This window comes from Cryobacterium sp. Hz7 (assembly GCF_004402815.1).
In the GTDB taxonomy this organism is placed as follows: Bacteria; Actinomycetota; Actinomycetes; order Actinomycetales; family Microbacteriaceae; genus Cryobacterium; species Cryobacterium sandaracinum.
Genome location: NZ_SOFB01000052.1, coordinates 1 through 21993, shown reverse-complemented (window position 1 = coordinate 21993; position 21993 = coordinate 1). Strand labels below are relative to the sequence as shown.

The following is a 21993-nucleotide window of genomic DNA, read 5'->3' as shown; positions in this document are numbered from 1 at the left end:
TATTAGTGGCATGCCCCGGAGGCCGATTTCATACCGACGGATGTCGGCGGGCACCGCTATCGAGTAAGGGAGCTTACCGTGGCATACAACGTCGCCCAGAAACTCATCGCGTCGCACTTGGTCTCCGGGGAGATGGTGCCGGGGACCGAAATCGGCCTGCACATCGACCAGACCCTCACCCAGGACGCGACCGGGACCCTGGTCATGCTGGAGTTGGAGGCGCTGGGACTGGATCGCGCGCGCACGGAGGTTTCCGTGCAGTACGTCGACCACAACCTGTTGCAGGCCGACAGCAAGAACGCGGAGGACCACGATTTTCTCAGCTCCGCCTGCCAGCGGTTCGGTCTGTGGTTCTCGAAGGCCGGAAACGGGGTGTCGCACCCCACGCATATGCAGCGGTTCGGCATCCCCGGCAAGACGATGGTTGGCTCCGACAGCCACACCCCGGCCGCCGGCTCGCTGGGGATGCTGGCCATCGGCGTCGGCGGCACCGAGGTAGCCCTGGCCATAGCCGGCGAGCCCTTGTACATCAGGATGCCCGAAATCTGGGGCGTGAAGCTCACCGGACAACTGCCGCCGTGGACCAGCGCCAAAGACGTCATCCTCGAAATGCTGCGCCGGCACGGCGTCAAGGGCGGCGTCAACCGGATCGTCGAGTACTACGGCCCCGGCCTCGCCACCCTGACCGCGATGGATCGGCACGTGATCGCCAATATGGGCGCCGAACTGGGCGCGACCACCACCGTTTTCCCGGCCGATGATCAAGTGCAAACCTTCCTGCGCGCCGAACAGCGCGAGCAGGATTTCACCGAACTGCTCGCGGACGAAGATGCAACCTACGACGTGACCGAGGAGATCGATTTGGCTTCTATCGTGCCGTTGATCGCGCTTCCCAGCTCGCCCGGCAACGTCGTGCCGGTGCGCGAAGTGGCGGGGCGCCCGGTGGGACAGGTCGTGATCGGGTCGTCCGCGAATCCGGGCCTGCGCGATTTCGCGATCGTGGCCGCGATCACGAAGGGGCGGCAGTCATTCCCCGGCCTGTCCCTCGACGTCAATCCCAGCTCCCGGCAGATTCTGCAGGACCTGACCATCATGGGGGCCACCCTGGATCTGATCGGGGCGGGGGCTCGACTGCATCAGTCCGGCTGTATGGGCTGCATCGGCATGGGCCAGGCCCCAGCGAATGGCAGCATCAGCCTGCGCACGATGCCGCGCAACTTTCCCGGCCGCTCGGGCACCCAGGAAGACTCGGTCTACCTATGTTCGCCGGAGACGGGGGCCGCCGCCGCGCTGACGGGACAGATCACCGATCCGCGGGACCTGCCCGGGCTCTTCGGCTTGGAATATCCCCAGATCACACTTCCGGCGGTGTCGAGCGTGAACCTGGCGATGCTCGAGAAGCCCTTACCGCCGGAGGAATCCATAGCGGTGCACCTGGTCAAGGGCGAAAACATCTCCTCGTTGCCGGTCTTCGGACCGCTCCCCGAGCACATCGAGGCACCCGTCGCCCTGATCGTGGGCGATGACACTTCGACGGATGAGATCCTGCCAGCGGGTGCGCGCGTGCTCCCTTTCCGCAGCAACGTCCCCAAGCTCGCCGAATTCACCTTCGACCAAGTCGACCCGACCTACCCGACTCGCGCCGCCCAAACCCGAGATACGACCGGCCACATGATCGTCGCAGGGGCCAACTATGGGCAGGGCTCCTCTAGGGAGCACGCCGCGATCACCCCACGCTTCCTAGGATTAAGGGTGGTGCTGGCGGTCTCGTTCGCACGCATCCACTGGCAGAACCTGGCCAACTTCGGCGCGCTGGCGCTCCAGTTCGTGGATGCGGCCGATCACGATCGCATCGCGCAGGATGACGTGCTCGTGCTCGACGGGATTCGTGAGGCTCTCTCGAACGGAACGGAGATCCTCGTGCGCAACACAACCCGTGATGAGGTCTACTCCGTGCGCCACGAACTCTCGACCCGGCAGATCGAAATGCTCCTCGTCGGTGGCCTCATCCCGTGGCTGCGCACCCGGAGCGCACGCGGAGCCGCCATTCCTGAGGAAACCAAATAGGCCCGCGCAGTTTCATTTTGCGGCGAAAATTCATTCTGTGACGCTAACCGTCCCGGCGCACACGTGACGGTCGGCTCCAGACGAGCCACGAAAGCGTATTCGTCGCCGGTGACACGCAGCCTGCCCCCTCCGGTCAAGCCCATGGACCACCCTTCGTCATCTAATCGACCTTCAACTCAATCGCGGCACTATGCACTCAGACCGGGCAAAAAACGGAGACCTACCAGTATGAGATGCTCAAGAATAAGTGGACTCCACGCGCTGGCAGCGTAACCGACTCCGAACTGAGAACGGGCGCACCGACCGGCCACGCGCGGCAATCACCTCACCGTTGAGACGTGCGCAGCGGTAGCGGAGCCTGAGGGAAATGAAAGTTGAGAACGACATGCAAAAGAAGTCGCTCACCGCACTCGTGCGCCACCATCTCAATCACGCACGGGACGCATCCAGCGGTCGCAGCGCGGAGACCGTTTACGGCGGCCACGTGCACGTCCTCCGGCAAACGCTGATCGCGCTCCGTGCCGGGCGACGCCTTGGAGAACACGACAACCTGGCTGAAGCAACCGTGCAGGTCCTCGAGGGGCGGGTCGTTCTCACCTCGGGTGGCGCATCGTGGTCTGGATGGCGCGGGGACCTGATCACGATGCCGCCGGGCCGCAACTCGCTGGAGGCTGTCGAAGACGCGGTCATCCTGCTCACCGTGGCGAAGCTCATCGCTCCGGCGCGGCGTCCTCCACCGATTGCACTCGGCAAGCCGACGGCAGATGGGGGCAGTGACGGGACGACCGAGGGGACGGACACCATCGTGCTCGACGCCCGCACCATCCCGCACGCCATCCGGCACGCGGCCGTCTTCGGCGCGCTCGACGCCATTGTGCCGGGGTTCGCCCTGGACGTGATCGAACCGCACGACCCCCAACGGATGCTGGCGGAACTTCAGCAGAGCCAGCCAAACACTTTCGACGTGAGCTACATCGAACGAGGCCCGGAGCTCTGGCGGGTGCGCTTCAGCCGCGCCTAATCCACAGCACGACGGCGTGGTGTCCTGACCCCCGCAATGTACGGCCCCACCTACAAATCGTGCAGGCCCGGTGAACAGGGCCGGAGAAACACGTGGTTGCTGAGCAACAAGAGCACGCTCGGGTTCACGGTTGCGTCCTGTCGTTGCCGACCGGCGCGAGAGCGATTAAAACAGATAGCCTGTTATAGGAGGACAGCGGTGGTCGTCTACGAGCGCGAATCTTCGTAACAGTGCAAACCGTACGGTTCCTTGGACCCAATCTATTTATGGAAAGTGAATCGCTCCCCGGTCAAGATCATGCACTACCACCGAGGGAAAGGAAGTACTAATGAGCACAGCCACGATCGACAACAAGCCCATCATCCCCGAAGAAATCAAGTCGTTCACCGCCACGATCATTGTGCGCCGGTTCAACCCGGAGGTTGACGAAGAGCCGCACTGGCAGGACTTCGACGTGCAGCTCTACCCCTCCGACCGCCTGCTCGACGCGCTGCACAAGATCAAGTGGGAACAGGATGGCTCGTTGACCTTCCGTCGTTCCTGCGCGCACGGCGTCTGCGGCTCGGATGCCATGCGCATCAACGGTCGTAACCGTCTCGCCTGCAAGACGCTCATGAAGGACCTCGACGTCACGAACCCCATCTACGTGGAGGCCATCAAGGGCCTGCCGCTGGAGAAGGACCTCATCGTTGACATGGAGCCGTTCTTCGACTCCTTCAAGGAAATGCAGCCGTTCATGATGAACAGCATTAAGCCGGAAAAGGGCAAGGAGCGCATTCAGACGGTCGCCCAGCGCGCCCGCTTTGACGACTCCACAAAGTGCATTCTATGTGCCGCCTGCACTACCGCCTGCCCGGTGTTCTGGACCGACGGTCAGTACTTCGGTCCGGCCGCGATCGTTGCAGCACACCGCTTCATCTTCGACTCACGCGACGATGGCGCCCAAGTGCGCCTCGACATTCTCAACGACAAAGAGGGCGTGTGGCGTTGCCGCACGACCTTCAACTGCACGGATGCCTGCCCCCGCGGAATTAAAGTGACCCAGGCCATCGCCGAGGTCAAACAAGCCATCCTGACCGGCAAGGTGTAAGCACAAGTAAACCGAAGGCGCCGCATCGGGTTACGGTGTCGGCGGCTGGTCTAAGACTAAGTGGATCTGTTGATCTGTTCGTCTAGTAAGCGGTGTCCTGGGCGACGCTGCCACCTGCTGCGCGCTTCAGCTCCTCGCCCAGATCCTGGAAGTAAGAGACTTCCTTCTCAATACTCGCGGCCTCGCGCGGCGAATGTCTGGCGGCCTCCAACTCGTCCCAGATTACCGAAAAGGCACGGGCATACTCGACTACAGCTTCGTAAAAAGCAGCTCTACGCGCCTCGTTCCGCTCCACGACCTCCTTGTTATCGAGGTTTCTGGCGCAAAAGTAATTCTGGTAATCAAGTGTGCGTTTAGGCGGGGAAACTGGCTCGCACAGCTCACGAATCGCTTCCGCCGCTGTCTCTAGCGCCGAGCGGTTGCCCTTCACTTGATCCTTCACCACGTCAGCCCATCCTTCGCGAAGTCAATCATTAAAACCTACTCCGGCAAGCTGGCTGGGTCGGAGGCCACCCAATGTTCCAGCACGCGCGCGGTGGAACAGACCACTGCGACAGCCGGCCTAGCTCAACGATTGGCCGCCACACCCAGGTTAATCACCGAACAACCCGCAAGAGCTTTAATCAATACTCCGAAGGGCTGAGTCCCAAGCCGGAGCGGGAGCGAAGTATTTACAACCCCGAGTACGAGTGCAGGCCTCTGCAGAACACGTTCACGACGCCGAAGTTGAACATGACGGCGGCGAAACCGAAAATGCCAGCCAGGCCGACGCGAGGTCTGAGTAGTAATGGAACGAAAACATTCGCTAAGTTTGAAGTCGTTCAGTCTTGGCTGTTCGGATCACGCAGCAGCAGCGTTACGTCTTCTGAACGGTGATGGTCCAGGCGGCATCGCCGACGCGGTCGAAATTGGTGACCGGGTAACCTACCTCCGCGGCCCAGCGTGGCAGGGCATCCGTCGCTTGGGTGCAGTCGAAATTGATGACCAGCTCATCGCCCAGATCGAGCAGGGCAATGGCTTCCTTGGCCTCGACAATGGGGAACGGGCAGACCTGACCATCGGTTTCAAGTACGTGAACTGCCATGGTGAATCTCCTTGTTCTGCGGTGAATTGTTGAACTGGAACGTGGCGCCGGGCGATAGACGCTAGCGGCGAACGGATGCCCGTGCGGTGCTGTGGCCGGGTGCCGTCTTGCTGGGCGAGCCCGGTGCTGCAGCGCCCTGACCTGACCCCTCCCGAGCCGCGGCATTGCGGGCGGAGCGGGCCTTGGATGGCCCGGTGATGAAAAGCCGGGTGGCGGCGCCGGTACCGAGGATCATGAAGCCAAAGGCCACCCAGCCTTGAAGCTGGAAGGAAGCCGTGTTGACCATGGCATTGCCGATGGTGCAACCGCCAGCCAGGCTGGCGCCGATACCCATGAGGGCGCCGCCGGCGATGCTGCGAACGGTGGTGACGACATCCGGAATTCGAATACGGAATTCTCCGCTGCCCTTGGCGGCAATGAAGGCTCCGGTGAGGATTCCGATCACCAGATAGACACCCCAGTCGATGACCTCGGCGTCGCCGCTCACGAGATAGTTGACGATGTTTGACGAAGGGCCGGTGATTCCGAGACCCGCTTCGCGGCCGGTGGCCCAGCTCAGCGGCCAGGCCAGAATCGCCAGCGCGTCAATCACGAGCGCGGTCGTGAACGCGCCCCACTGCTTCTCGAAGAGGAGGCGGGCGATGCCGCGTTTGCGGGGCGGCAGGGTGGCCAGGCGAGCTCCCGGGCGTTTGCGCAGGTGATGCCGGGCTAGCAGAACGACCGCGGTGACGAGCACGGCGATCAGGAGCCAGGGCGAGACGCCAAGCAGCCCGTGCACGGTCGAGGCCTCCACCGTCACGCTGCGCAGGCCGGATACCCCGGTCGCCAGCACGCCGGTCTTCGAGATCGCGGAGAACAGCGCATAGAAGATCAACGCCAGCCAGCTGCCCACCAGGCCCTCACCGGCCCGGTAGTAGGTGCCCGTGGCGTAGCCTCCCGCGAGCACGATGGCGAAGCCGAAGAGGAAAGCGCCGAGAACCGTGGCGAGCCAGGGAAAGGCGCTGGACGACAGCGAGATTACGCCGACGGCATCCAGGGTGAAGACCCCGACGCTCTGCACGGCGATCACGATGAGAAAGGCCGTAAGCCAGCGCGTGTTGCCGGTGACCCAAAGATCACGGAATGCGCCAGTGACGCAGAAACGACCGCGTTGCATCGCGAAGCCCAGGGCAATGCCCAAGCCCAAACCGGTGAGAAGCATGTCGTATCCCCGTTCGTCGCGGCCTTCACGAAGTCAGGAAGGCACTATCGACGCTACGACTCATCGTCGGATCAGCACCGCAGAAGTCGCGCGGTGACCCTGTGATGGCGAGTAGCGCTTGATGGTAGCGCCAGTCCATGCAGGTGGTAGCGCGGTTCTGACGAGGTGGTAGCGGCCCGGGCGCTGTGTGCCCGGGCCGCCCCCGTCTCATTCCCAGTAGGTCTCGTGGGCGCGGGCTTGGTCGTTGCGGTGCCTCCGCATGTCGATCTGGCCGAGGTTGATGATCCGGGCGTTGTTGGCGAGGTGGTTCACGATCGAATCCGCCGCGACCCGGTCGGGCAGCTCGGCAACCCAGTGGGCGGGTCCGGTCTGCGAGGCGATCATCGTCGGAAGCCGGTGTTCACGGTTTGCGAGGATCGCGAACAGGTCGCTGGCGGCGTCGCTGTCGATGCCGACGGTGAGGAAGTCATCGATGATGAGCAGGTCGATGTTGGAGAGCTCGTTCAACAGTTTCTGGTGGGCGATGCCGTCGCCGCGGGCGATGACGAGCCGGCGGGCGAGGTCGTCCATCCGGAAGTAAAGAACCGAGTGTTCGCTCTGGCAGGCGCCGATGGCCAGCGCGCAGGCGAGGTAGGTTTTCCCGCCGCCGGTGGGCGAGATGATGAGCAGGTTTGTCGCATCGGAGCGCCAGTCGTGGGCGGCATAGCGTCGCATGCGCACCGGGGTGATGCCGCGCCCGTCGCGGTAGTCGACCTCGGCGACGGTCGCGCCCGGGATCGGGAAGGCGGCCTGGCGGATGAGTTTGTCGACCTTGTTGATGCGGCGGGACTCCAAAGCGTCATCGACGGCGGTGAGGAACAGCTGCTCGGGGGTGAGGGTGTCGTTGGCTTCGTCCTGGATGAGCTCTTCCAGCCGGGTCGCGACGTGGGTCACGCGCAGGGCCCGGAACTTGTCGTAATCGATGCTGGTGAACATCACTTTCCCTCCTCGTCGCGTGCGTAGTGGGAGGCGTCGCGAACATAAACGTCTGGCATGGTGTCGCGGAAAACGACGGTGCTGACGCGTTTGCGGGTCGAGGCCGCCGGGACCACCGGCCGAGGCTTTTTCGCATCACTGTCGATCGCGGCCATCAAACGTTTCAGTGTCGAGTAGGTCGGATGGGCGCTGCGGTTCACGAGTTCCTGGCAGGCCGCGTCCAATCGTTCCCGGTTGTTCTTGCCGAGCCCATCCAGAATGTTCTGGCAGGCCAGATACCCCTGCGCCTCGATCACCTGGGCGTCGAGGATCTGCTCGATCACCGTGACGGTTGCCGGCCCGACGCTGCGCGCCCGGTCGGTGAACCAGCGCCTGGACCACAGCCCGTCGATGTTGCGGTGCTGCGGCGGGACGTGCTCGGGCAGGGTCGAGTACTGGCCCTTCCGGCCGGTCAACCGCGGGTGTTCGCAGAGCATCTCGTGCCCATCGAAGACCGTCACCCGAGACGAGGTCAGCCTCACCCGCAACAGCCTGCCCGCCAGAGCGAACGGCACCGAATACCGTTGGGTGTCCGCGGTGACGTGGTAGTTGCGGGCTGCCTTCAGCTCTTTCCATGAGACGTCCTCGAACCCGGCATCGGGCAACGGGCCCAGCAGCTCCCGCTCCTCGGTGTCGAACCTCTCCCACCGGGTCGTGTCGTCCGCGCGGCGGATGTCGTGGTTGATCTCCCGCACCCGCTCTTCGATCGCGTCGTTCAACTCGGTGACGGAAGTGAAGACATCGTCGTTGAGGTAGCCGATGACGCGTTTGTTCATGACGTTCACCGCGTTTTCGGCTGCAGCCTTGTCTCGCGGACGCTTCACGCGTGCTGGGACGATCGCGCATTGGTAGTGATCGGCGAGCTGCTGATATCTCGCGTTGACGACCCGCTCCGCGTCGCCCTTATGGGTTTGGTGGGTAGAGGTCGTCGGGTTGTCCGGCACGACGATCTGCGCCACGCCGCCGAAGAACGCGAACGCTTGAACGTGAGCGTCGAGCCAGGCCGGGGACTTCATATCCGCATAGGCGCGGCAGAACATCGCGCCCGAGAACGGCAACACCGCGACGAACAGCACCGCCCGGATCACCTCGCCGGTGATCGTGTCGACGACGTCCATCGTGTCGCCGGCCCAGTCCACCAGCATCGCCCGGCCCGGCTCGTGCCGGAGAACCGCCACCAGATCATGGGTGGGGAGATAGTCCGTGAACAGGGCGCAGAACTGCGAATACCCATACTTCTTCCCCGCGTCTTTGGTGTCGACGTAGCGGCGCCACGCCAACAGCAACGTGAAGTGCCGGTTCGCTTTCATCGACGCCAGCACCCGCGACAGGTCGGGCTGGTCCTACTCTTCCGACACTCTCCGCCGCCCGTCGGGGAACCACTGCGCGAGCTCAGCGTCAGTGATCGCGACCATCGAGGTCAGACCTCGGTCCTGGGCCTCCTGCCGAACCCTGGCCACGTCGCGATGCGAGCATCCCGCGATCTCTACAATCTCGCGGTAACTCCGCCCCTCCAGCAACAACCCCAATATTTTTCGATAGTCCGCCATGAACCTGCCCCTTAACAATGAAACGACAACGCCTTCTGCGTTGTACTTTCACAGCAGAGCAGTACACCGCCCGCCAGCGCTACCGTGTACCCGGAAACGCGCTACCAACTCGCCGGACTACCGCTACCATCAAGCGCTACTCGCCACTGTGAGACGACACATTTGACTGCTCCGAGGTTGAGCGCTACGCATCGTCGGCATGAACCCACAAAAACGATCTTTTTTGGGCTCTCCCTATACATCTGTGGGTTATTTTTGGCTGGAAAGGGAGGATTCGTTGTCTCCGAGGTTGAGGCTAGCCAGGGCGATGAGGCTTCGGTGGCGGCATCCGACGGCGACCAGGGCGATGAATCTGATCTTCGTGCTCACGAATTCGATGCGTCCGCGTTGTGGCGCGACGAGCCTAATTTTTCAGAACGTGGGTGCCGGACGACCAAATCCAGTTCGGTACGATTCCGGGGAAATCTACCTGGCCCGCACCGCCCCGCGACGGCGTAACCACCCCCGCCACGAGGGAGGCGAGGGAAAACGTGCAATAGAGTTCGATTATCCGGTGGACGATTCACTCTCAGTTTGCCGCATTGCCGCATTGCCGCATTGCCGCCAACACTAGAGTGGACACCTGATGGCTGAAGTTCGCGCACGTTCCAGTCGATCCGAGCGATTGGACGCGCTTCCGTTCACCCGGGAACACCGCAGTGTGCTCGTGGGTTCCGGCCTGGGCTGGGCCCTGGATGCGATGGACGTAGGACTCATCTCCTTCGTCCTAGCCCAATTGGCAGTGCAATGGAATACCACAGACGCGGAACTGTCCTGGATCGCATCCGCCGGGTTCATCGGCATGGCCATTGGCGCCGTCCTCGGCGGTTTGCTGGCCGACCGCATCGGTCGACGCCAGGTTTTCGCACTCACCCTGCTCGTCTACGGACTCGCGACGGGAGCGTCGGCATTGTCCGGTTCCGTGGCCATACTCATCGGCTGGCGATTCGTCGTTGGGCTCGGTCTCGGCAGTGAGCTTCCGGTCGCCTCAACGCTCGTGAGCGAATTCGCACCGCCACGAATTCGGGGCCGCATCATCGTCTTCCTCGAATCGTTCTGGGCTATCGGCTGGACCCTTTCCGCCGTGATCGGTTTTCTCGTTGTACCGTCTTCGGCCGACGGATGGAGCTGGGCGCTGGCTATTGGAGCGGCTCCGGCCATATACGCGGTGGTCGTGCGGCTGCGGCTACCGGAGTCTGTTCGCTACCTCGAGTCGCGTGGCCGCTTCCAGGAGGCAGAGTCGACCGTCCGACGCTTCGAAAAGTCCGCTGGAGTCACCGCTACACCCCGTGAATTGGCACTGCCTGCGGCGACGAGTCCAAGGCCGACCATTCCCGCGGCCAAAACACGCGTCACCGCGCTGTGGTCGCGCGGCCTGCGTCGCCGAACCGGTGCGTTGTGGCTGGTCTGGTTCTGCGTAAACTTCTCCTACTACGGCGCCTTTATCTGGCTTCCGACCACCCTGGTCGCGTCGGGATTTTCCCTCGTTCGCTCCTTCGCGTACACGCTCATCATCACAGTGGCGCAACTGCCGGGATACGCTGCCTCGGCGTACCTGATTGAACGGTGGGGGCGGCGGCGGACCCTCGCCGTGTTCCTCATCGGCTCGGCACTCTCGGCGGCGCTTTTCGGGGTTGCCGGAGACGCCACCCAGGTGATCGGTGCCGGCATGCTGCTCTCTTTCTTCAACCTCGGTGCATGGGGAGCACTGTATGCTGTGTCTCCCGAGCTCTATCCCACCCGCATCCGAGCCACTGGGGCAGGATGGGCGGCCGGCATCGGGCGGATCGCCGCAATCCTGGCGCCGCTGGCCGTGCCGTCGCTTCGCGAAACGGGCGGGACAGGCCTCCTATTCGCGGTGTTTGCCATGTTCTTCGTGGTCGCGGCCCTCGGCGCTTTCGGACTCCCCGAAAAACAGGGCGAAGCCCTCGAGGATTGAAACAGTATCCACGCTGGCCAACCGACCGCTTCGGGCGCGGTGGCGGGCTTGATCTACAATTGGCGTGACTTACACAGTGTCAGAGGAGTTGTGGACGTTGCCGTAGAAATCCCCATTCGGAGCGGACCGCGGAGCATCCGCAGCACCCTGAACGCTTACATCGCCCTGACGAAACCTCGGGTAATTGACTTGCTTCTCCTGGTCACCGTTCCGACGATTGGTCACCACCCCGACGATGTTCCTCGCTGAAACCAGTGTTCCGAGCCTCTGGCTCGTGCTCGTGACGCTCGTTGGCGGTGCATTGAGCGCCGGGTCGGCCGGAGCTTTCAACTGCTATATCGACCGCGACATCGACCGGGTGATGCGCCGCGCTCAGGGGCACCCCAGGTCACGGGCGAGCTGACCGATCGGCAGGCGTTCATCTTCGCGTGGGCGCTGGGCGTCACATCCATCGCCTAGCTCTGGGCCTTCACCAACTGGCTCGCCGCGGCACTTTCTCGGGGGCTATTCTCCTGTAGGTCGTGTTCGACACGACGATCCTCAAACGCTGCACCGTGCAGAACATCGTCTGGGGAGGTGTCGCCGGGTGCATGCCCGTGCTCATCTGCTGGGCCACCGTGACCGGGGACCTTGCCTGGCCGCCGTTCATTCCTGTTCACCGTCATTTTCCTCCGAACACCACCGCACTACTGGCCGCTGTCGATGAAGTATCGCAGTGACTACCAGACCGCCGGCGTGCCGATGCTCGCCGTTGTTCGTGGCCGCACCCAGGTGGGATTACAGATCATCCTGTACGCATGGGCGACCGTCGCCTATTCTCTGCTTACCCTCCCAATTGCGAACATGGGGCTGGTCTACACCTTCACAGCCATTGTGACCGGCGGGTGGTTCATCTATGACACACACCGCCTCTACAACCGGGCCATCCATCACGAGCACTTGTCGCCCAGCGCGTCTTCCATGGCTCGATCGCATACCTCACGCTGCTCTTCGTCGCCGTCGACCCCCTGCTGCGCTTCTAACTCCTCCACCATCCTGCGGCGAACGGACGCCACGGCGGGAGTCGCTTCACGCGCGCCTATTCCAGCCAAACCCGGATCCATCCACTTCCCGGGGCACGCCAGCGCCTGCGCAAGGCCACAGGTCGTATCCCCGGTGAGCGCAGCCCCCCAACCCCCATTGTCCCGACCCGGCAGACGATCTGTCGCGCGCGTCATCGAAATTGGGCGCTCCACGACCGTCTTTTCTACACCGAGCAAAGGCCGCCAGAGGTCGGCATTCTGCACGCCGCCCTGTCTCTCTCAATAGTTTCGGACCTTGATGTCCCAAAACAGGGAGCGGTGGGCATTCATGAAAGCGCACCCGAAATAATCCAACAGCTAACCCTTGCTTACGCGACGTGAGTCCAGGTAAAACTGCGAAAGCCCTCCATACGCGGAGGTTTTTATGAGTCAACGCGCCGACTTGATAGCCGTGTCTAATTAAGACATGCTTATGTAATGTTAATAACCCACCGCCACAGCTCCGAGGGCACAGACAGGTCGACACACGGACCGAATGGTGTTGAGACCCGCACATGGGACCGGGTCCAGCAGCTGCTCGCCGAGGATGGCCCGCTTACCGCTGCCGATCTCGCCTCACGTTTGGGATTGACGCCCGCCGCCGTACGCCGTCACCTTGACCTGCTCGCCGAACAAGGCGCCATCGAGGAACGCGAGCTTGCCACGGCAGGTGGTCGTGGTCGCGGCAGGCCGGCCCGCGCGTACGTTCTCTCCGAGGCGGGTCATGCCGGGATGAGTAGTGACTATGCCGATGTGGCCACCTCGGCGTTACGCTATTTCGCAGAACACGCCGGTGCGGATGCCGTGGGCGAGTTCGCCCGTGAACGTAGCGCACAGTTGGAGCGACGGTATGCCGCACAGCTGCCCTCGACGGGTGGAGATGTGCGCGCCCGCGCGGAGGCACTGGCGTCGGTATTGAGCGCTGACGGTTTCGCAGCGACGATCCGTTCGACCGGTGCGGGCCTGCCCGTGGCTGGCGTGCAGCTGTGCCAGGGGCATTGCCCAGTTTTGCATGTCGCGGCCGAGTTCCCGGTGTTCTGCGACGTTGAGACCGAAGCATTCTCGCGACTGCTCGGGGTTGGCGTTGAACGACGAACAACTCTTGTCCAGGGTGAGCACGTCTGTACGACTTTCATCCCCCTGGACGCTCTCCCAATTACGACGTCGTCCGAAACGAACAACTCTGATGAAAGGTCCAATCTATGAGAACCCTCCAAGGGTCGAACTCTGGCTTGACGGAAACCACACGCTCTGAAGGCGCCGGGGCCTTCACGGCCCAAGAGTCGGCCGCCATACGTGGCGATTTCCCGATCCTGTCGCGCACCGTGCGTGGAGAGAAACCGTTGGTGTATTTGGATTCCGGGGCGACGTCGCAGAAGCCGCGTCAGGTGCTCGATGCAGAGCGTGCGTTCTATGAGCAGCACAACTCCGCGGTTCACCGTGGTGCCCATCAGCTGGCCGAGGAAGCCACCGAAGCGTTTGAGTCTGCGCGAGAGACGATGGCCCGTTTCATTGGTGCGCACACTCAGGAGGTGGTGTTCACCAAAAACGCGACCGAAGCGCTGAATCTTGTGGCGTATTCCTTCAGCAACGCGGCTGCGGTGGGGGCCATGGACGGCGTCGACGCGGATGTTGCGGCGCGGTTCGCGCTCGACGCGGGAGACGAGATAGTGGTCACTGAGATGGAGCATCACGCCAATCTCGTTCCGTGGCAGGAACTTGCCCGGCGCAGCGGCGCTACCCTGCGCTGGATTGATGTCACTGACGATGGCCGTCTTGACCTGACTGACCTGGAGACGGTGATCACTGAGCATACCAAGGTGGTCGCATTCACTCAGGTGTCGAACGTTCTGGGTACGATCAATCCTGTTGCAGTCATTGTGGATCGAGCCAGGATGGTCGGTGCCTTGACCGTCTTGGACGCCAGCCAGTCGGTGCCGCACTTAGCCATTGACGTGGTCGATCTCGGCGTGGACTTCGTGGCTTTCAGCGGCCACAAGATGTTCGGCCCCCTAGGGGTCGGCGTCCTCTGGGGCCGCTACGCTCTCCTGGAAGCCATGCCCCCATTCCTCAGCGGGGGCTCGATGATCGAATCCGTCCGCATGGAAGGCTCGACCTACGCCGCGCCGCCGCAACGTTTCGAGGCGGGTGTTCCGGTGGCAGCGCAGGCCGTAGGCCTGGCCGCAGCCTGCGATTACTTGACCCGTTTGGGTATGTCGCGGGTGAGTGCCCATGAGCACGCCCTGACCGAGGTTCTGCTCGCCGGACTCGCAAAACGTCCGTGGGTCCGTGTCATCGGGCCGGTCGACTGCCAGGACCGATCTGGCGTGGTCTCATTCGTGGTCGACGGTGTGCACGCGCATGATGTCGGCCAAATCCTTGACGATGCCGGGGTCGCCGTTCGGGTTGGTCACCATTGCGCCTGGCCGCTGCATCAGCGGATGAACGTGGCGGCGTCGACGCGAGTCAGCTTCGCCGCATACAACACTGTGGCTGAGGTTGATACGCTGCTGAACGCTCTCGATCAGGTGCCCGCAGTATTTGGGGTGGCAGCCTAATGGGGTTCGGTCAGGAAATATTCTTGGAGCACTCGGTGCGGGCCGCACTGTGACGTATGTGATCGCGCTGTCGTGCGTGGATGTCAAGGACAGGGCATGTATTGACGAATGCCCGGTCGATTGCATTTATGAGGGCGAGCGCTCTACATCCACCCCGATGAGTGCGTCGACTGCGGTGCCTGTGAACCTGTCTGCCCGGTCGAGGCGATCTTCTACGAGGATGACGTGCCGGAGCAGTGGGCCGACTATTACACGGCCAATGGCGACTTTTTCGATGACATCGGTTCACCAGGTGGCGCGGCCAAGGTGGGCGTAATCGCCAAGGACCGCCCGCTCATCGCAGCGCTGCCCCCGCAGGGGCACTGATCGGCACACCTTTCTGGCCGACACTTTTTTGGCCGCCCGTAATTACCACCAGCTGACATGGAGACGAAGATGAACGCACCCACAACCACGACTGGTATCTCTGACGAGGTCCGGGATTTAGCGAATCAAGAGTACAAGTACGGGTTCGTCACCGATCTCGATACCGACGTCGCACCCCGAGGGCTGAACGAGGACATCATCAGGCTGATCTCGAGCAAAAAAAATGAGCCGGAGTGGCTGTTGGAGTGGCGACTTCGTGCCTACCGGCACTGGATTACGCTCACACCACCCACCTGGCAGCACGTCTCCTACGGACCGGTCGACTACATGGACATCATTTACTACGCCGCCCCCAAGCCGAAGAAAAATCTGGCGAGCCTAGACGAGGTCGATCCGGAGGTGCGGGAGATGTTCGACAAGCTCGGCATTTCCCTCGGCGAGCAGGAGCGGCTCAGCGGCGTCGCCGTGGACGCCATTGTCGATTCGGTGTCGGTGGCGACCACGTTCAAGGACAAGTTGGCTGAGGTCGGTGTCATCTTCTGCTCCTTCTCGGAGGCCGTTCAGAACCACCCGGACCTGGTGCGTCAATACCTCGGCTCGGTGGTCCCGTACAACGACAACTTCTTCGCTTCCCTGAACGCTGCAGTGTTCACCGACGGCTCGTTCTGCTACATCCCCAAAGGGGTGCACTGCCCGATGGAACTGTCCACCTACTTCCGCATTAACGCGGCCGATACCGGTCAGTTCGAGCGCACCCTGATCATTGCCGAGGAGGGCGCCTATGTCAGCTACCTCGAGGGGTGCACCGCTCCGGTGCGTGATACGAACCAGCTGCATGCCGCAGTGGTCGAGCTGGTAGCCCTCGACGACGCCCAGATCAAGTACTCCACTGTGCAGAACTGGTACCCGGGGGATGCGGACGGCAACGGTGGTGTGTACAACTTCGTGACCAAACGTGGCATGGCGTCGGGCAAGAACTCGAAGATCTCCTGGACTCAAGTCGAAACCGGCTCGGCGATCACCTGGAAGTACCCCGGCGTCGTTCTCAAGGGCGACAACTCGGTCGGGGAGTTCTACTCCGTGGCATTAACAGCCAGGCGTCAGCAGGCCGATACCGGCAGCAAAATGGTGCACATTGGTAAGAACACCAAGAGCACCATCATCTCGAAGGCGATTTCGGCCGGTCACGGCCAGAACACCTACCGGGGGCTGGTGGACATGCGGCATTCGGCCGTCGGCGCCCGCAACTTCACCCAATGCGATTCGCTGTTGATCGGCAATGACAGCGGGGCACACACCCTTCCTTACATCGTGGTGAAGAACAAAACCGGGCAGGTTGAACACGAGGCCTCCACCTCCAAAATCGGTGAGGAACAACTCCTCTACTGCCGCCAAAGATGCATTCCGGAAGAGGAGGCGGTCTCGATGATCGTCAACGGTTTCTGCCGTGAAGTATTCAAGATGCTCCCGATGGAATTCGCCGTCGAAGCGCAGAAACTGTTAACCGTAAGCCTGGAAGGAAGCGTTGGATAATGCTCAAAATCGAAAAACTGCACGCCAGTATCGAGGACAAAGAAATCCTTCGGGGAGTGAATCTTGAGCTGAACGCGGGCGAGGTGCACGCGATCATGGGGCCTAACGGATCGGGAAAAAGCACGTTGGCGAGTGTGCTCATTGGCCGCGACGGCTATAACGTTTCTGGCAGCGTGCGCTACGAGGGCCAAGACCTGCTTGCTCTCTCACCTGAAGAGCGTGCTGCCGCCGGTGTGTTCTTGGCCTTCCAGCATCCGGTCGAGATTCCGGGCGTTGGCAACATGTACTTTATGCGCACCGCGTTGAACTCCCTGCGCCGCCAACGCGGGCACGAAGAACTGGATCCGGTGGATTTTCTGGCGCTGGCCCAAGAGCGAATGAAGCTAGTCGAGATGGACCAAAGCTTCATGAGCCGGTCGGTCAATGAGGGATTCTCTGGCGGTGAGAAAAAACGCAACGAGATCCTGCAGATGGCGATCCTGGAACCTAAACTCGCAATCCTGGATGAGACGGACTCCGGTCTGGACATCGACGCCCTTCGGATCGTCGCGAACGGCGTGAACGCCCTCCGCAGCGCCGGCCGCAGCATGCTGGTCATCACGCACCATCAGCGGCTCCTGGATTACATCGTTCCCGACCGGGTGCACGTGATGACCGCTGGTCAAATTGTGCGCTCAGGGGACAAAGACCTGGCCGTCGAGCTCGAAGAGCACGGCTATACGAGCACGAAACAAGCTAACGCTGGGCGTCTGACACCGGTGGAGGTGGCCAGGTGACGCTGACGCGTGCAGCCGGCGGAGTGCTCGCCGGCCGCGAACCCCACCGCGACGACCGCGATCCCGCTTGGCTCCACGAGGCGCGACTGGCCGCCCTCGAATGGGTAGGGGTGCACGGCTTCCCGACCCACAAGGACGAGGACTGGAAGTACACAGCGCTGGCCCCGATCCTCGCTGTGCCCTTCGAAGCCTCCACCGTGACCTCCAGCAACTGGGTAACCGCAGAAATGATCAACGCAGCAGCGGTCGACCTCGGTGGTCCGCGGTTGGTCTTCGTCAACGGACACTTCGCGCCCGAGCTTTCGCGGCTGACCGCCCTGCCAGCCGGCTCTGTCGTGACGACTCTCGCCGCGGTGCTGGCCGCGGGGTCTGATCGCCTCGAACCCTTCTTCTCGCGTACACCCGGCGAACATCACGCGTTCGCCGCGTTCAACGACGCACTCGCCGAGGACGGTGCATTCATCCACCTCACGTCCGGGGTAATTCTGGACGAGCCGATCCAGTTCGTATTCTTCTCCAATGCCGACGGAGTCCCCCTGATATCAAGTCCACGGTCGGTGATCATCGCCGATTCTCGCAGTCGCGCAACGATCGTCGAGACCTACGCCGGGATCGATGGCGACATGTATCTCACCAATGCCGTTACCGAATTCGTCCTGGCCGATGACGCGCAGATTGAGCACTATAAGGTTCAGCTCGAACCCGTGACCGCGTTCCATCTGGCACTGCTCGACGTGCGCCAAGGGCGCAACAGCCGCTTCACTTCCCGCTCCGTCATGCTCGGCGCCAGCATCGCCCGCCACGAGGTGCGGGTCTTGCTGGACGGCGTCGGCGCCGAGGTCAGCCTCGACGGCGTCTACCTGCCGCAAGGCGATCAACTCCACGACAATACGATCTTCATCGATCACGCCGCGACCAGCTGCACCAGCCACCAGCTGTACAAAGGCGTGCTGGACGGACACGGACACGGGGTGTTCAACGGGCACATCATGGTTCGCCACGGTGCCGACGGAACCGATGCGAACCAGAAGAACAAAAACCTGATTCTTTCCGACCGCGCCGAGGTCGACACCAGGCCAAGGCTTGAGATCTACACCGACGACGTGAAGTGCACGCACGGCGCGGCAGTCGGCCAAATGGACGAGGAAGCGCTGCTATACCTGCAGGCACGCGGAATACCGTTGGAGGAGGCCCGCGGTCTGCTCATCTACGCGTTCGTACACGAGATGGTGGACCGGATTGCCATCGAGCAGCTCCGGACGCAACTGGAACCACTGGTCGCCGGCCGGTTCAGGAAAGACGACCGTCCGGTCGAGTCATGAACGGGCCAGCAAGTGGGGGTATCGCCAGCCTCTACCAGGAAATGATCATCGAGCACGCCCACAGTCCCCGAAATTTTCGTGAACTGGCCGGCGCGACCCGCACGGTCGACGTGGTCAACCCACTGTGTGGTGACCACTTGACCCTCTACCTTGACCTCGCCGCCGATGGTGCTGTCTCCGACATTGCCTTTGAGGGCGACGGGTGCGCCATCTCGCGGGCCTCCGCATCGCTGATGACCACGGCGGTGAAGGGTCTGCCACAGAGTGACGCCCTCGCCCTGTTCACCCGCGTGCACAGCATGCTGACAACCGAAACCGTGGATGAAAAGGCACTCGTCGACGTGGGCAAGCTAGCTGCGCTGTCGGGGGTATGGGAATACCCCGGGCGGGTTAAGTGCGCCACCCTGGCTTGGCAGGCCTTGCGGAACGCCCTCGAAACCGGCGACCGCCCAAACGACAAGGAATAGACGACCATGAACTCAGGCCGGTACACAATAGTTACACTCAGCCAGAACGCGCAGGCGACGGTGATCCCGGGCGGCCAGCCGATGCTGCTCCAGGAAGGCGAAGAGGTCGTCGTAACGCAGACCCTGGGCGATAGCGTAACCGTGCAAACCGCCATGGGTTACCTGGTACGGATCAGTGCAGAGGACTCGGCCGCGCTCGGACTGATCAGGCCTGTCGCCGAAACAGTGATCAAGAATGATGGTCCGTTCGACCTGGACCAGGTGATGGACCAGCTCAAGAACGTTTTCGACCCGGAAATCCCGATCAATGTCGTGGACCTGGGACTGATCTATCTCTGCCAAGAAGAGTTGCTTGCTGATGGTTCCCACCGAGTCGAAGTCAAAATGTCCATGACCGCTCCCGGTTGTGGGATGGGCGACGTACTCAAGGAAGACGCCCGCACCGCAATCCAGGCGGTTCCCGGCGTCAGCGACATCGACATCGGACTCGTCTGGGACCCACCCTGGGGCCAGGACCGAATGTCGGAAGCCGCCAGGCTCCAACTCGGAATGTACTGACCAGGCACGGCCGCACCAAGACAGGACGGCCCGGCCCCGGGTTATGTCACCTGTGAGCGCCGCGAGCGAAAGGCATCACAGCGCAAAGGATGAACGAAGGAAGCGGCTTGCCACAGCTCAACAGCAACTCCCACACCAGCATGCAGGTCCACGAGGCCACGCCGGGTGCCGCCACGAGGTACGGATCCCGGCCGCGGTCCCGGGACATCAGCGCGCTCGCCCACAAACAGGCCACGTGCGCTTCGGGACATCTCGCTCATGTCGAGTGAATTCCTGAACAGGCCCGGCACCGTCGATGCCGGTGATGCGACCAACGCCGGTGTGGCCGCCCACTACGGGAACCCGATCTTCGAGCAGCGCGAACTGGCCGCGGGAACCGCGATCGTCGACCTCTCCCACCGGGCAGTGATCACCATCACCGGCCCCGATCGTCTGAGCTGGATCAACTCGCTGACCAGTCAGAGTGTCACCCACCTGGCACCAGGTGAATCCGCAGAGACCCTGCTGCTGAATATGACTGGTCGGATCGAATATGCGGTTCGTTTGATCGATGACGGTACCGACCTGTGGCTCTTGCTTGAGCGGGGAAAAGCATTCGGGCTGCTGCAGTGGCTGGGCAGCATGCAATTCGCGTTGCGGGTGGAACTTGCGGATCGTTCCGTCGATTTCGCGACAATCGGCACCCTTGGCCAGCCTGAGCTTCCGGTAGCTGCCCCGCATGGCCTCCCATTGGTCTGGCGCGACCCGTGGATGAATGTGAGCCAAGGTGGGCACCAGTACGCGGTAGCGATAAGACACCCGGCCGCAGGTTGGACCTACAGCGAATTGCTGCTGCCCCGCACCAAACTTGCCAGCATCGCCGCCTCCGATATTCCTGTCGCTGGGCTGCTCGCTCTCGACGCGTTGCGCATCGCCGCCTGGCGTCCAAGTTTTGCCACCGAAGTCGATGACAAAACCATTCCCCATGAACTGGATTGGTTGCGCACAGCTGTGCACCTGAGCAAAGGCGGTTATCGCGGCCAACAGACGGTGGCCAAGGTCCATAACATCGGCCATCCACCGCGCAGACTCGTCATGCTTTACTTGCACGATTTTGATACCGTGCTGCCGGCGCGCGGGGACGACGTTGTGGTGCCGAACCAGGACGGCCAGGACAAAAGTGTGGGCCAGGTGACCTCTGTTGCCCGGCACTTCGAATTAGGATCGATCGCACTCGCAGTCATCAAACGCGGTACCGATCCAGCTACCGAACTTCTCGTGCGAACCGCTAGCCGTGACATACCAGCGAGGCAGGTAGTGATCGTACCGCCAGATGCGGGCGCCTCATCCTCAGTCACCGTTCCTCGCCTGCCGCGCCGCAGCCCTGCACGGAGGTAATTCAGTTCCTGTGCTGTCCATATGAACAGGGCGAGCGCAACAGACGTCCTAACTTCCCAGCTCAATCTCGATCGTCGGTCTCACCTTCTCTTCGTTCGTGCAGCCAGGGGAGACCCCCACGTGATGCTCCTATAGTATAGTTGTCAATTGATATTTTGGACGGCTTTTTGCTCGTGGAGCCAGTCCCGAAATTGGCTCGCGAGGTAGTCGTCTCGGCTGAGTCCTCGTTCGATTCGGGAGAGGGTGCCAGGCCAGGTATTGAAGTGTCCGGCCGCCTCGCGGAGGGTGATGTGGAGGTCTTCGCGCGCGGTGCGTAGGTCGGTGATCGAGGGCGCCGCTTGTGGGTTGGTGAGTTGACGGTAGAGCTCCCGGGCGACGTATCGTTTCAGGCAGCGCATGATTTCCTTTTTGGTCTTGCCTTGAGCCGTTCGTCGGGCCGCATAGTCTCTCGTGCGGGAGTCGGTTGCGAGGCGTGAGACGACGACGTGGTGGATTGCCGCGTTGGCCGCTCTGTCGCCGCCGCGGCTGAGCCTGTGCCGGCTTGTCTTGCCCGACGAGGCGGGTATCGGAGCTACGCCGACGAGTGCTGCGAACTGCGTTTCCGTGGCGATGCGTTTGGGGTTGTCGCCCACGGTAACGAGGAGCTGGCTGGCTACTTCTATGCCAACACCGGGGACATTCCGTAACAGAGGCGCGCAGTCCCGAAGAATCTCTGCCATCACTGCATCGGTGTCAAGAATCTCCCGCTCGAGAAGTCGGTATCGGACAGCAAGTTTCTTCAAAGTGAGGGCCGTTGCGATCTCAGTGTCCGTGAGGTTTCCCATTGGACGGGAACGCTTCAACGCCGGGATGAGTTGCGCGGTGGTCAGCGGGCGGAACCGACTGCGCACGTGCTCCGGAGCGGAGACGAGTATCCCCTTGATCTGGTTGATGGCAATTGTGCGGGCCTTCATCGCTGAACTGCGGGCGG

The 21993-nt window shown here is 62.2% G+C and carries 18 protein-coding genes and 2 pseudogenes; 14 read left to right on the top strand and 6 right to left on the bottom strand.

The genetic code is table 11. The features are described 5' to 3' along the window. The first annotated feature begins 78 nt into the window (after positions 1-78). From E3N86_RS12175 to E3N86_RS12165, 3 genes are all read left to right on the top strand, one after another. Positions 79-2067, top strand: a complete 1989-nt coding sequence (locus E3N86_RS12175) for an aconitate hydratase (protein ID WP_134512043.1) — start codon at positions 79-81, stop codon at positions 2065-2067. A gap of 367 nt (positions 2068-2434) precedes the next feature. Next, positions 2435-3088 carry a DUF2249 domain-containing protein gene (locus E3N86_RS17895; RefSeq protein ID WP_134512042.1) on the top strand — a complete coding sequence of 218 codons (654 nt, stop codon included), beginning with the start codon at positions 2435-2437 and terminating at the stop codon, positions 3086-3088. 328 nt (positions 3089-3416) lie between these two features. Continuing rightward, the gene (locus E3N86_RS12165) at positions 3417-4178 is read left to right on the top strand and encodes a succinate dehydrogenase iron-sulfur subunit (RefSeq protein WP_134512041.1); all 762 of its coding nucleotides are present in this window, start codon (positions 3417-3419) and stop codon (positions 4176-4178) included. Between the two features lie 82 nt (positions 4179-4260). On the opposite strand, the gene E3N86_RS12160 is transcribed toward E3N86_RS12165, so the two are convergent. The 5 genes from E3N86_RS12160 to istA all read right to left on the bottom strand — a co-directional run bounded on the left by E3N86_RS12160 (position 4261) and on the right by istA (position 8787). Next, positions 4261-4623, bottom strand: coding sequence for a hypothetical protein (locus E3N86_RS12160; protein ID WP_134512040.1), 363 nt, complete (start codon positions 4621-4623; stop codon positions 4261-4263). Between the two features lie 411 nt (positions 4624-5034). Next, complete coding sequence (locus E3N86_RS12155) at positions 5035-5262, bottom strand: sulfurtransferase TusA family protein (protein WP_134512039.1); 228 nt, start codon at positions 5260-5262, stop codon at positions 5035-5037. A gap of 61 nt (positions 5263-5323) precedes the next feature. Further along, positions 5324-6463, bottom strand: a complete 1140-nt coding sequence (locus E3N86_RS12150; RefSeq protein WP_134512038.1) for a YeeE/YedE family protein — start codon at positions 6461-6463, stop codon at positions 5324-5326. A gap of 207 nt (positions 6464-6670) precedes the next feature. Next, positions 6671-7438: an ATP-binding protein gene (locus tag E3N86_RS12145; RefSeq protein WP_134512037.1), complete on the bottom strand. Its 768-nt coding sequence runs from the start codon at positions 7436-7438 to the stop codon at positions 6671-6673. Next, a complete protein-coding gene (istA, locus tag E3N86_RS12140; RefSeq protein WP_198412913.1) occupies positions 7438-8787 on the bottom strand; it encodes an IS21 family transposase in 1350 nt (449 codons plus the stop codon). Before istA ends, E3N86_RS12145 begins: the two co-directional genes overlap by 1 nt. A gap of 865 nt (positions 8788-9652) precedes the next feature. Between istA and E3N86_RS12135 the strand changes: the two genes are divergently transcribed. From E3N86_RS12135 to E3N86_RS12085, 11 genes and pseudogenes are all read left to right on the top strand, one after another. Continuing rightward, positions 9653-11005 carry an MFS transporter gene (locus E3N86_RS12135; RefSeq protein WP_134512036.1) on the top strand — a complete coding sequence of 451 codons (1353 nt, stop codon included), beginning with the start codon at positions 9653-9655 and terminating at the stop codon, positions 11003-11005. Between the two features lie 90 nt (positions 11006-11095). After that, positions 11096-12027, top strand: a pseudogene (locus E3N86_RS12130) (heme o synthase). Positions 12028-12504: 477 nt separating this feature from the next. Continuing rightward, positions 12505-13272: a metalloregulator ArsR/SmtB family transcription factor gene (locus E3N86_RS12125; RefSeq protein ID WP_134512035.1), complete on the top strand. Its 768-nt coding sequence runs from the start codon at positions 12505-12507 to the stop codon at positions 13270-13272. 26 nt (positions 13273-13298) lie between these two features. Continuing rightward, on the top strand, positions 13299-14624 hold the full coding sequence (locus tag E3N86_RS12120) for a SufS family cysteine desulfurase (RefSeq protein ID WP_241986072.1): 1326 nt from the start codon (positions 13299-13301) through the stop codon (positions 14622-14624). Between the two features lie 49 nt (positions 14625-14673). Continuing rightward, a pseudogene (fdxA, locus tag E3N86_RS12115) lies at positions 14674-14990 on the top strand (ferredoxin). A gap of 69 nt (positions 14991-15059) precedes the next feature. Beyond that, positions 15060-16523 carry a Fe-S cluster assembly protein SufB gene (gene sufB / locus E3N86_RS12110; RefSeq protein WP_134512033.1) on the top strand — a complete coding sequence of 488 codons (1464 nt, stop codon included), beginning with the start codon at positions 15060-15062 and terminating at the stop codon, positions 16521-16523. Next, positions 16523-17299 (top strand): Fe-S cluster assembly ATPase SufC, encoded by a 777-nt coding sequence (gene sufC / locus E3N86_RS12105; protein ID WP_134512032.1) that lies wholly within the window; start codon positions 16523-16525, stop codon positions 17297-17299. The genes sufB and sufC overlap by 1 nt, the downstream gene beginning before the upstream one ends. Continuing rightward, entirely contained in the window at positions 17296-18621 is a 1326-nt protein-coding gene (sufD, locus tag E3N86_RS12100; protein ID WP_198412912.1) for a Fe-S cluster assembly protein SufD, read from the top strand. Before sufC ends, sufD begins: the two co-directional genes overlap by 4 nt. Positions 18622-18662: 41 nt before the next feature. Continuing rightward, positions 18663-19088, top strand: coding sequence for a Fe-S cluster assembly sulfur transfer protein SufU (sufU, locus tag E3N86_RS12095; protein WP_198412911.1), 426 nt, complete (start codon positions 18663-18665; stop codon positions 19086-19088). Between the two features lie 6 nt (positions 19089-19094). After that, positions 19095-19646: an iron-sulfur cluster assembly protein gene (locus tag E3N86_RS12090; protein ID WP_134512030.1), complete on the top strand. Its 552-nt coding sequence runs from the start codon at positions 19095-19097 to the stop codon at positions 19644-19646. 258 nt (positions 19647-19904) lie between these two features. Next, on the top strand, positions 19905-21023 hold the full coding sequence (locus E3N86_RS12085; protein WP_134512029.1) for a folate-binding protein YgfZ: 1119 nt from the start codon (positions 19905-19907) through the stop codon (positions 21021-21023). 143 nt (positions 21024-21166) lie between these two features. Here E3N86_RS12085 and E3N86_RS12080 read toward each other — a convergent pair. Then, a partial coding sequence (locus tag E3N86_RS12080) for a transposase (protein WP_206751011.1) occupies positions 21167-21993 on the bottom strand: 827 nt, incomplete at its 5' end.

Excerpts from the sequence above, each read along its gene's own strand:
- E3N86_RS17895 (WP_134512042.1), top strand. The coding sequence starts at position 2,435 with ATGAAAGTTGAGAACGACATGCAAAAGAAGTCGCTCACCGCACTCGTG.
- E3N86_RS12165 (WP_134512041.1), top strand. The coding sequence starts at position 3,417 with ATGAGCACAGCCACGATCGACAACAAGCCCATCATCCCCGAAGAAATC.
- E3N86_RS12155 (WP_134512039.1), bottom strand. The coding sequence starts at position 5,262 with ATGGCAGTTCACGTACTTGAAACCGATGGTCAGGTCTGCCCGTTCCCC.
- E3N86_RS12150 (WP_134512038.1), bottom strand. The coding sequence starts at position 6,463 with ATGCTTCTCACCGGTTTGGGCTTGGGCATTGCCCTGGGCTTCGCGATG.
- E3N86_RS12145 (WP_134512037.1), bottom strand. The coding sequence starts at position 7,438 with ATGTTCACCAGCATCGATTACGACAAGTTCCGGGCCCTGCGCGTGACC.
- istA (WP_198412913.1), bottom strand. The coding sequence starts at position 8,787 with ATGAAAGCGAACCGGCACTTCACGTTGCTGTTGGCGTGGCGCCGCTAC.
- E3N86_RS12135 (WP_134512036.1), top strand. The coding sequence starts at position 9,653 with ATGGCTGAAGTTCGCGCACGTTCCAGTCGATCCGAGCGATTGGACGCG.
- E3N86_RS12125 (WP_134512035.1), top strand. The coding sequence starts at position 12,505 with ATGTTAATAACCCACCGCCACAGCTCCGAGGGCACAGACAGGTCGACA.
- sufB (WP_134512033.1), top strand. The coding sequence starts at position 15,060 with ATGAACGCACCCACAACCACGACTGGTATCTCTGACGAGGTCCGGGAT.
- sufC (WP_134512032.1), top strand. The coding sequence starts at position 16,523 with ATGCTCAAAATCGAAAAACTGCACGCCAGTATCGAGGACAAAGAAATC.
- sufU (WP_198412911.1), top strand. The coding sequence starts at position 18,663 with ATGATCATCGAGCACGCCCACAGTCCCCGAAATTTTCGTGAACTGGCC.
- E3N86_RS12090 (WP_134512030.1), top strand. The coding sequence starts at position 19,095 with ATGAACTCAGGCCGGTACACAATAGTTACACTCAGCCAGAACGCGCAG.
- E3N86_RS12085 (WP_134512029.1), top strand. The coding sequence starts at position 19,905 with ATGTCGAGTGAATTCCTGAACAGGCCCGGCACCGTCGATGCCGGTGAT.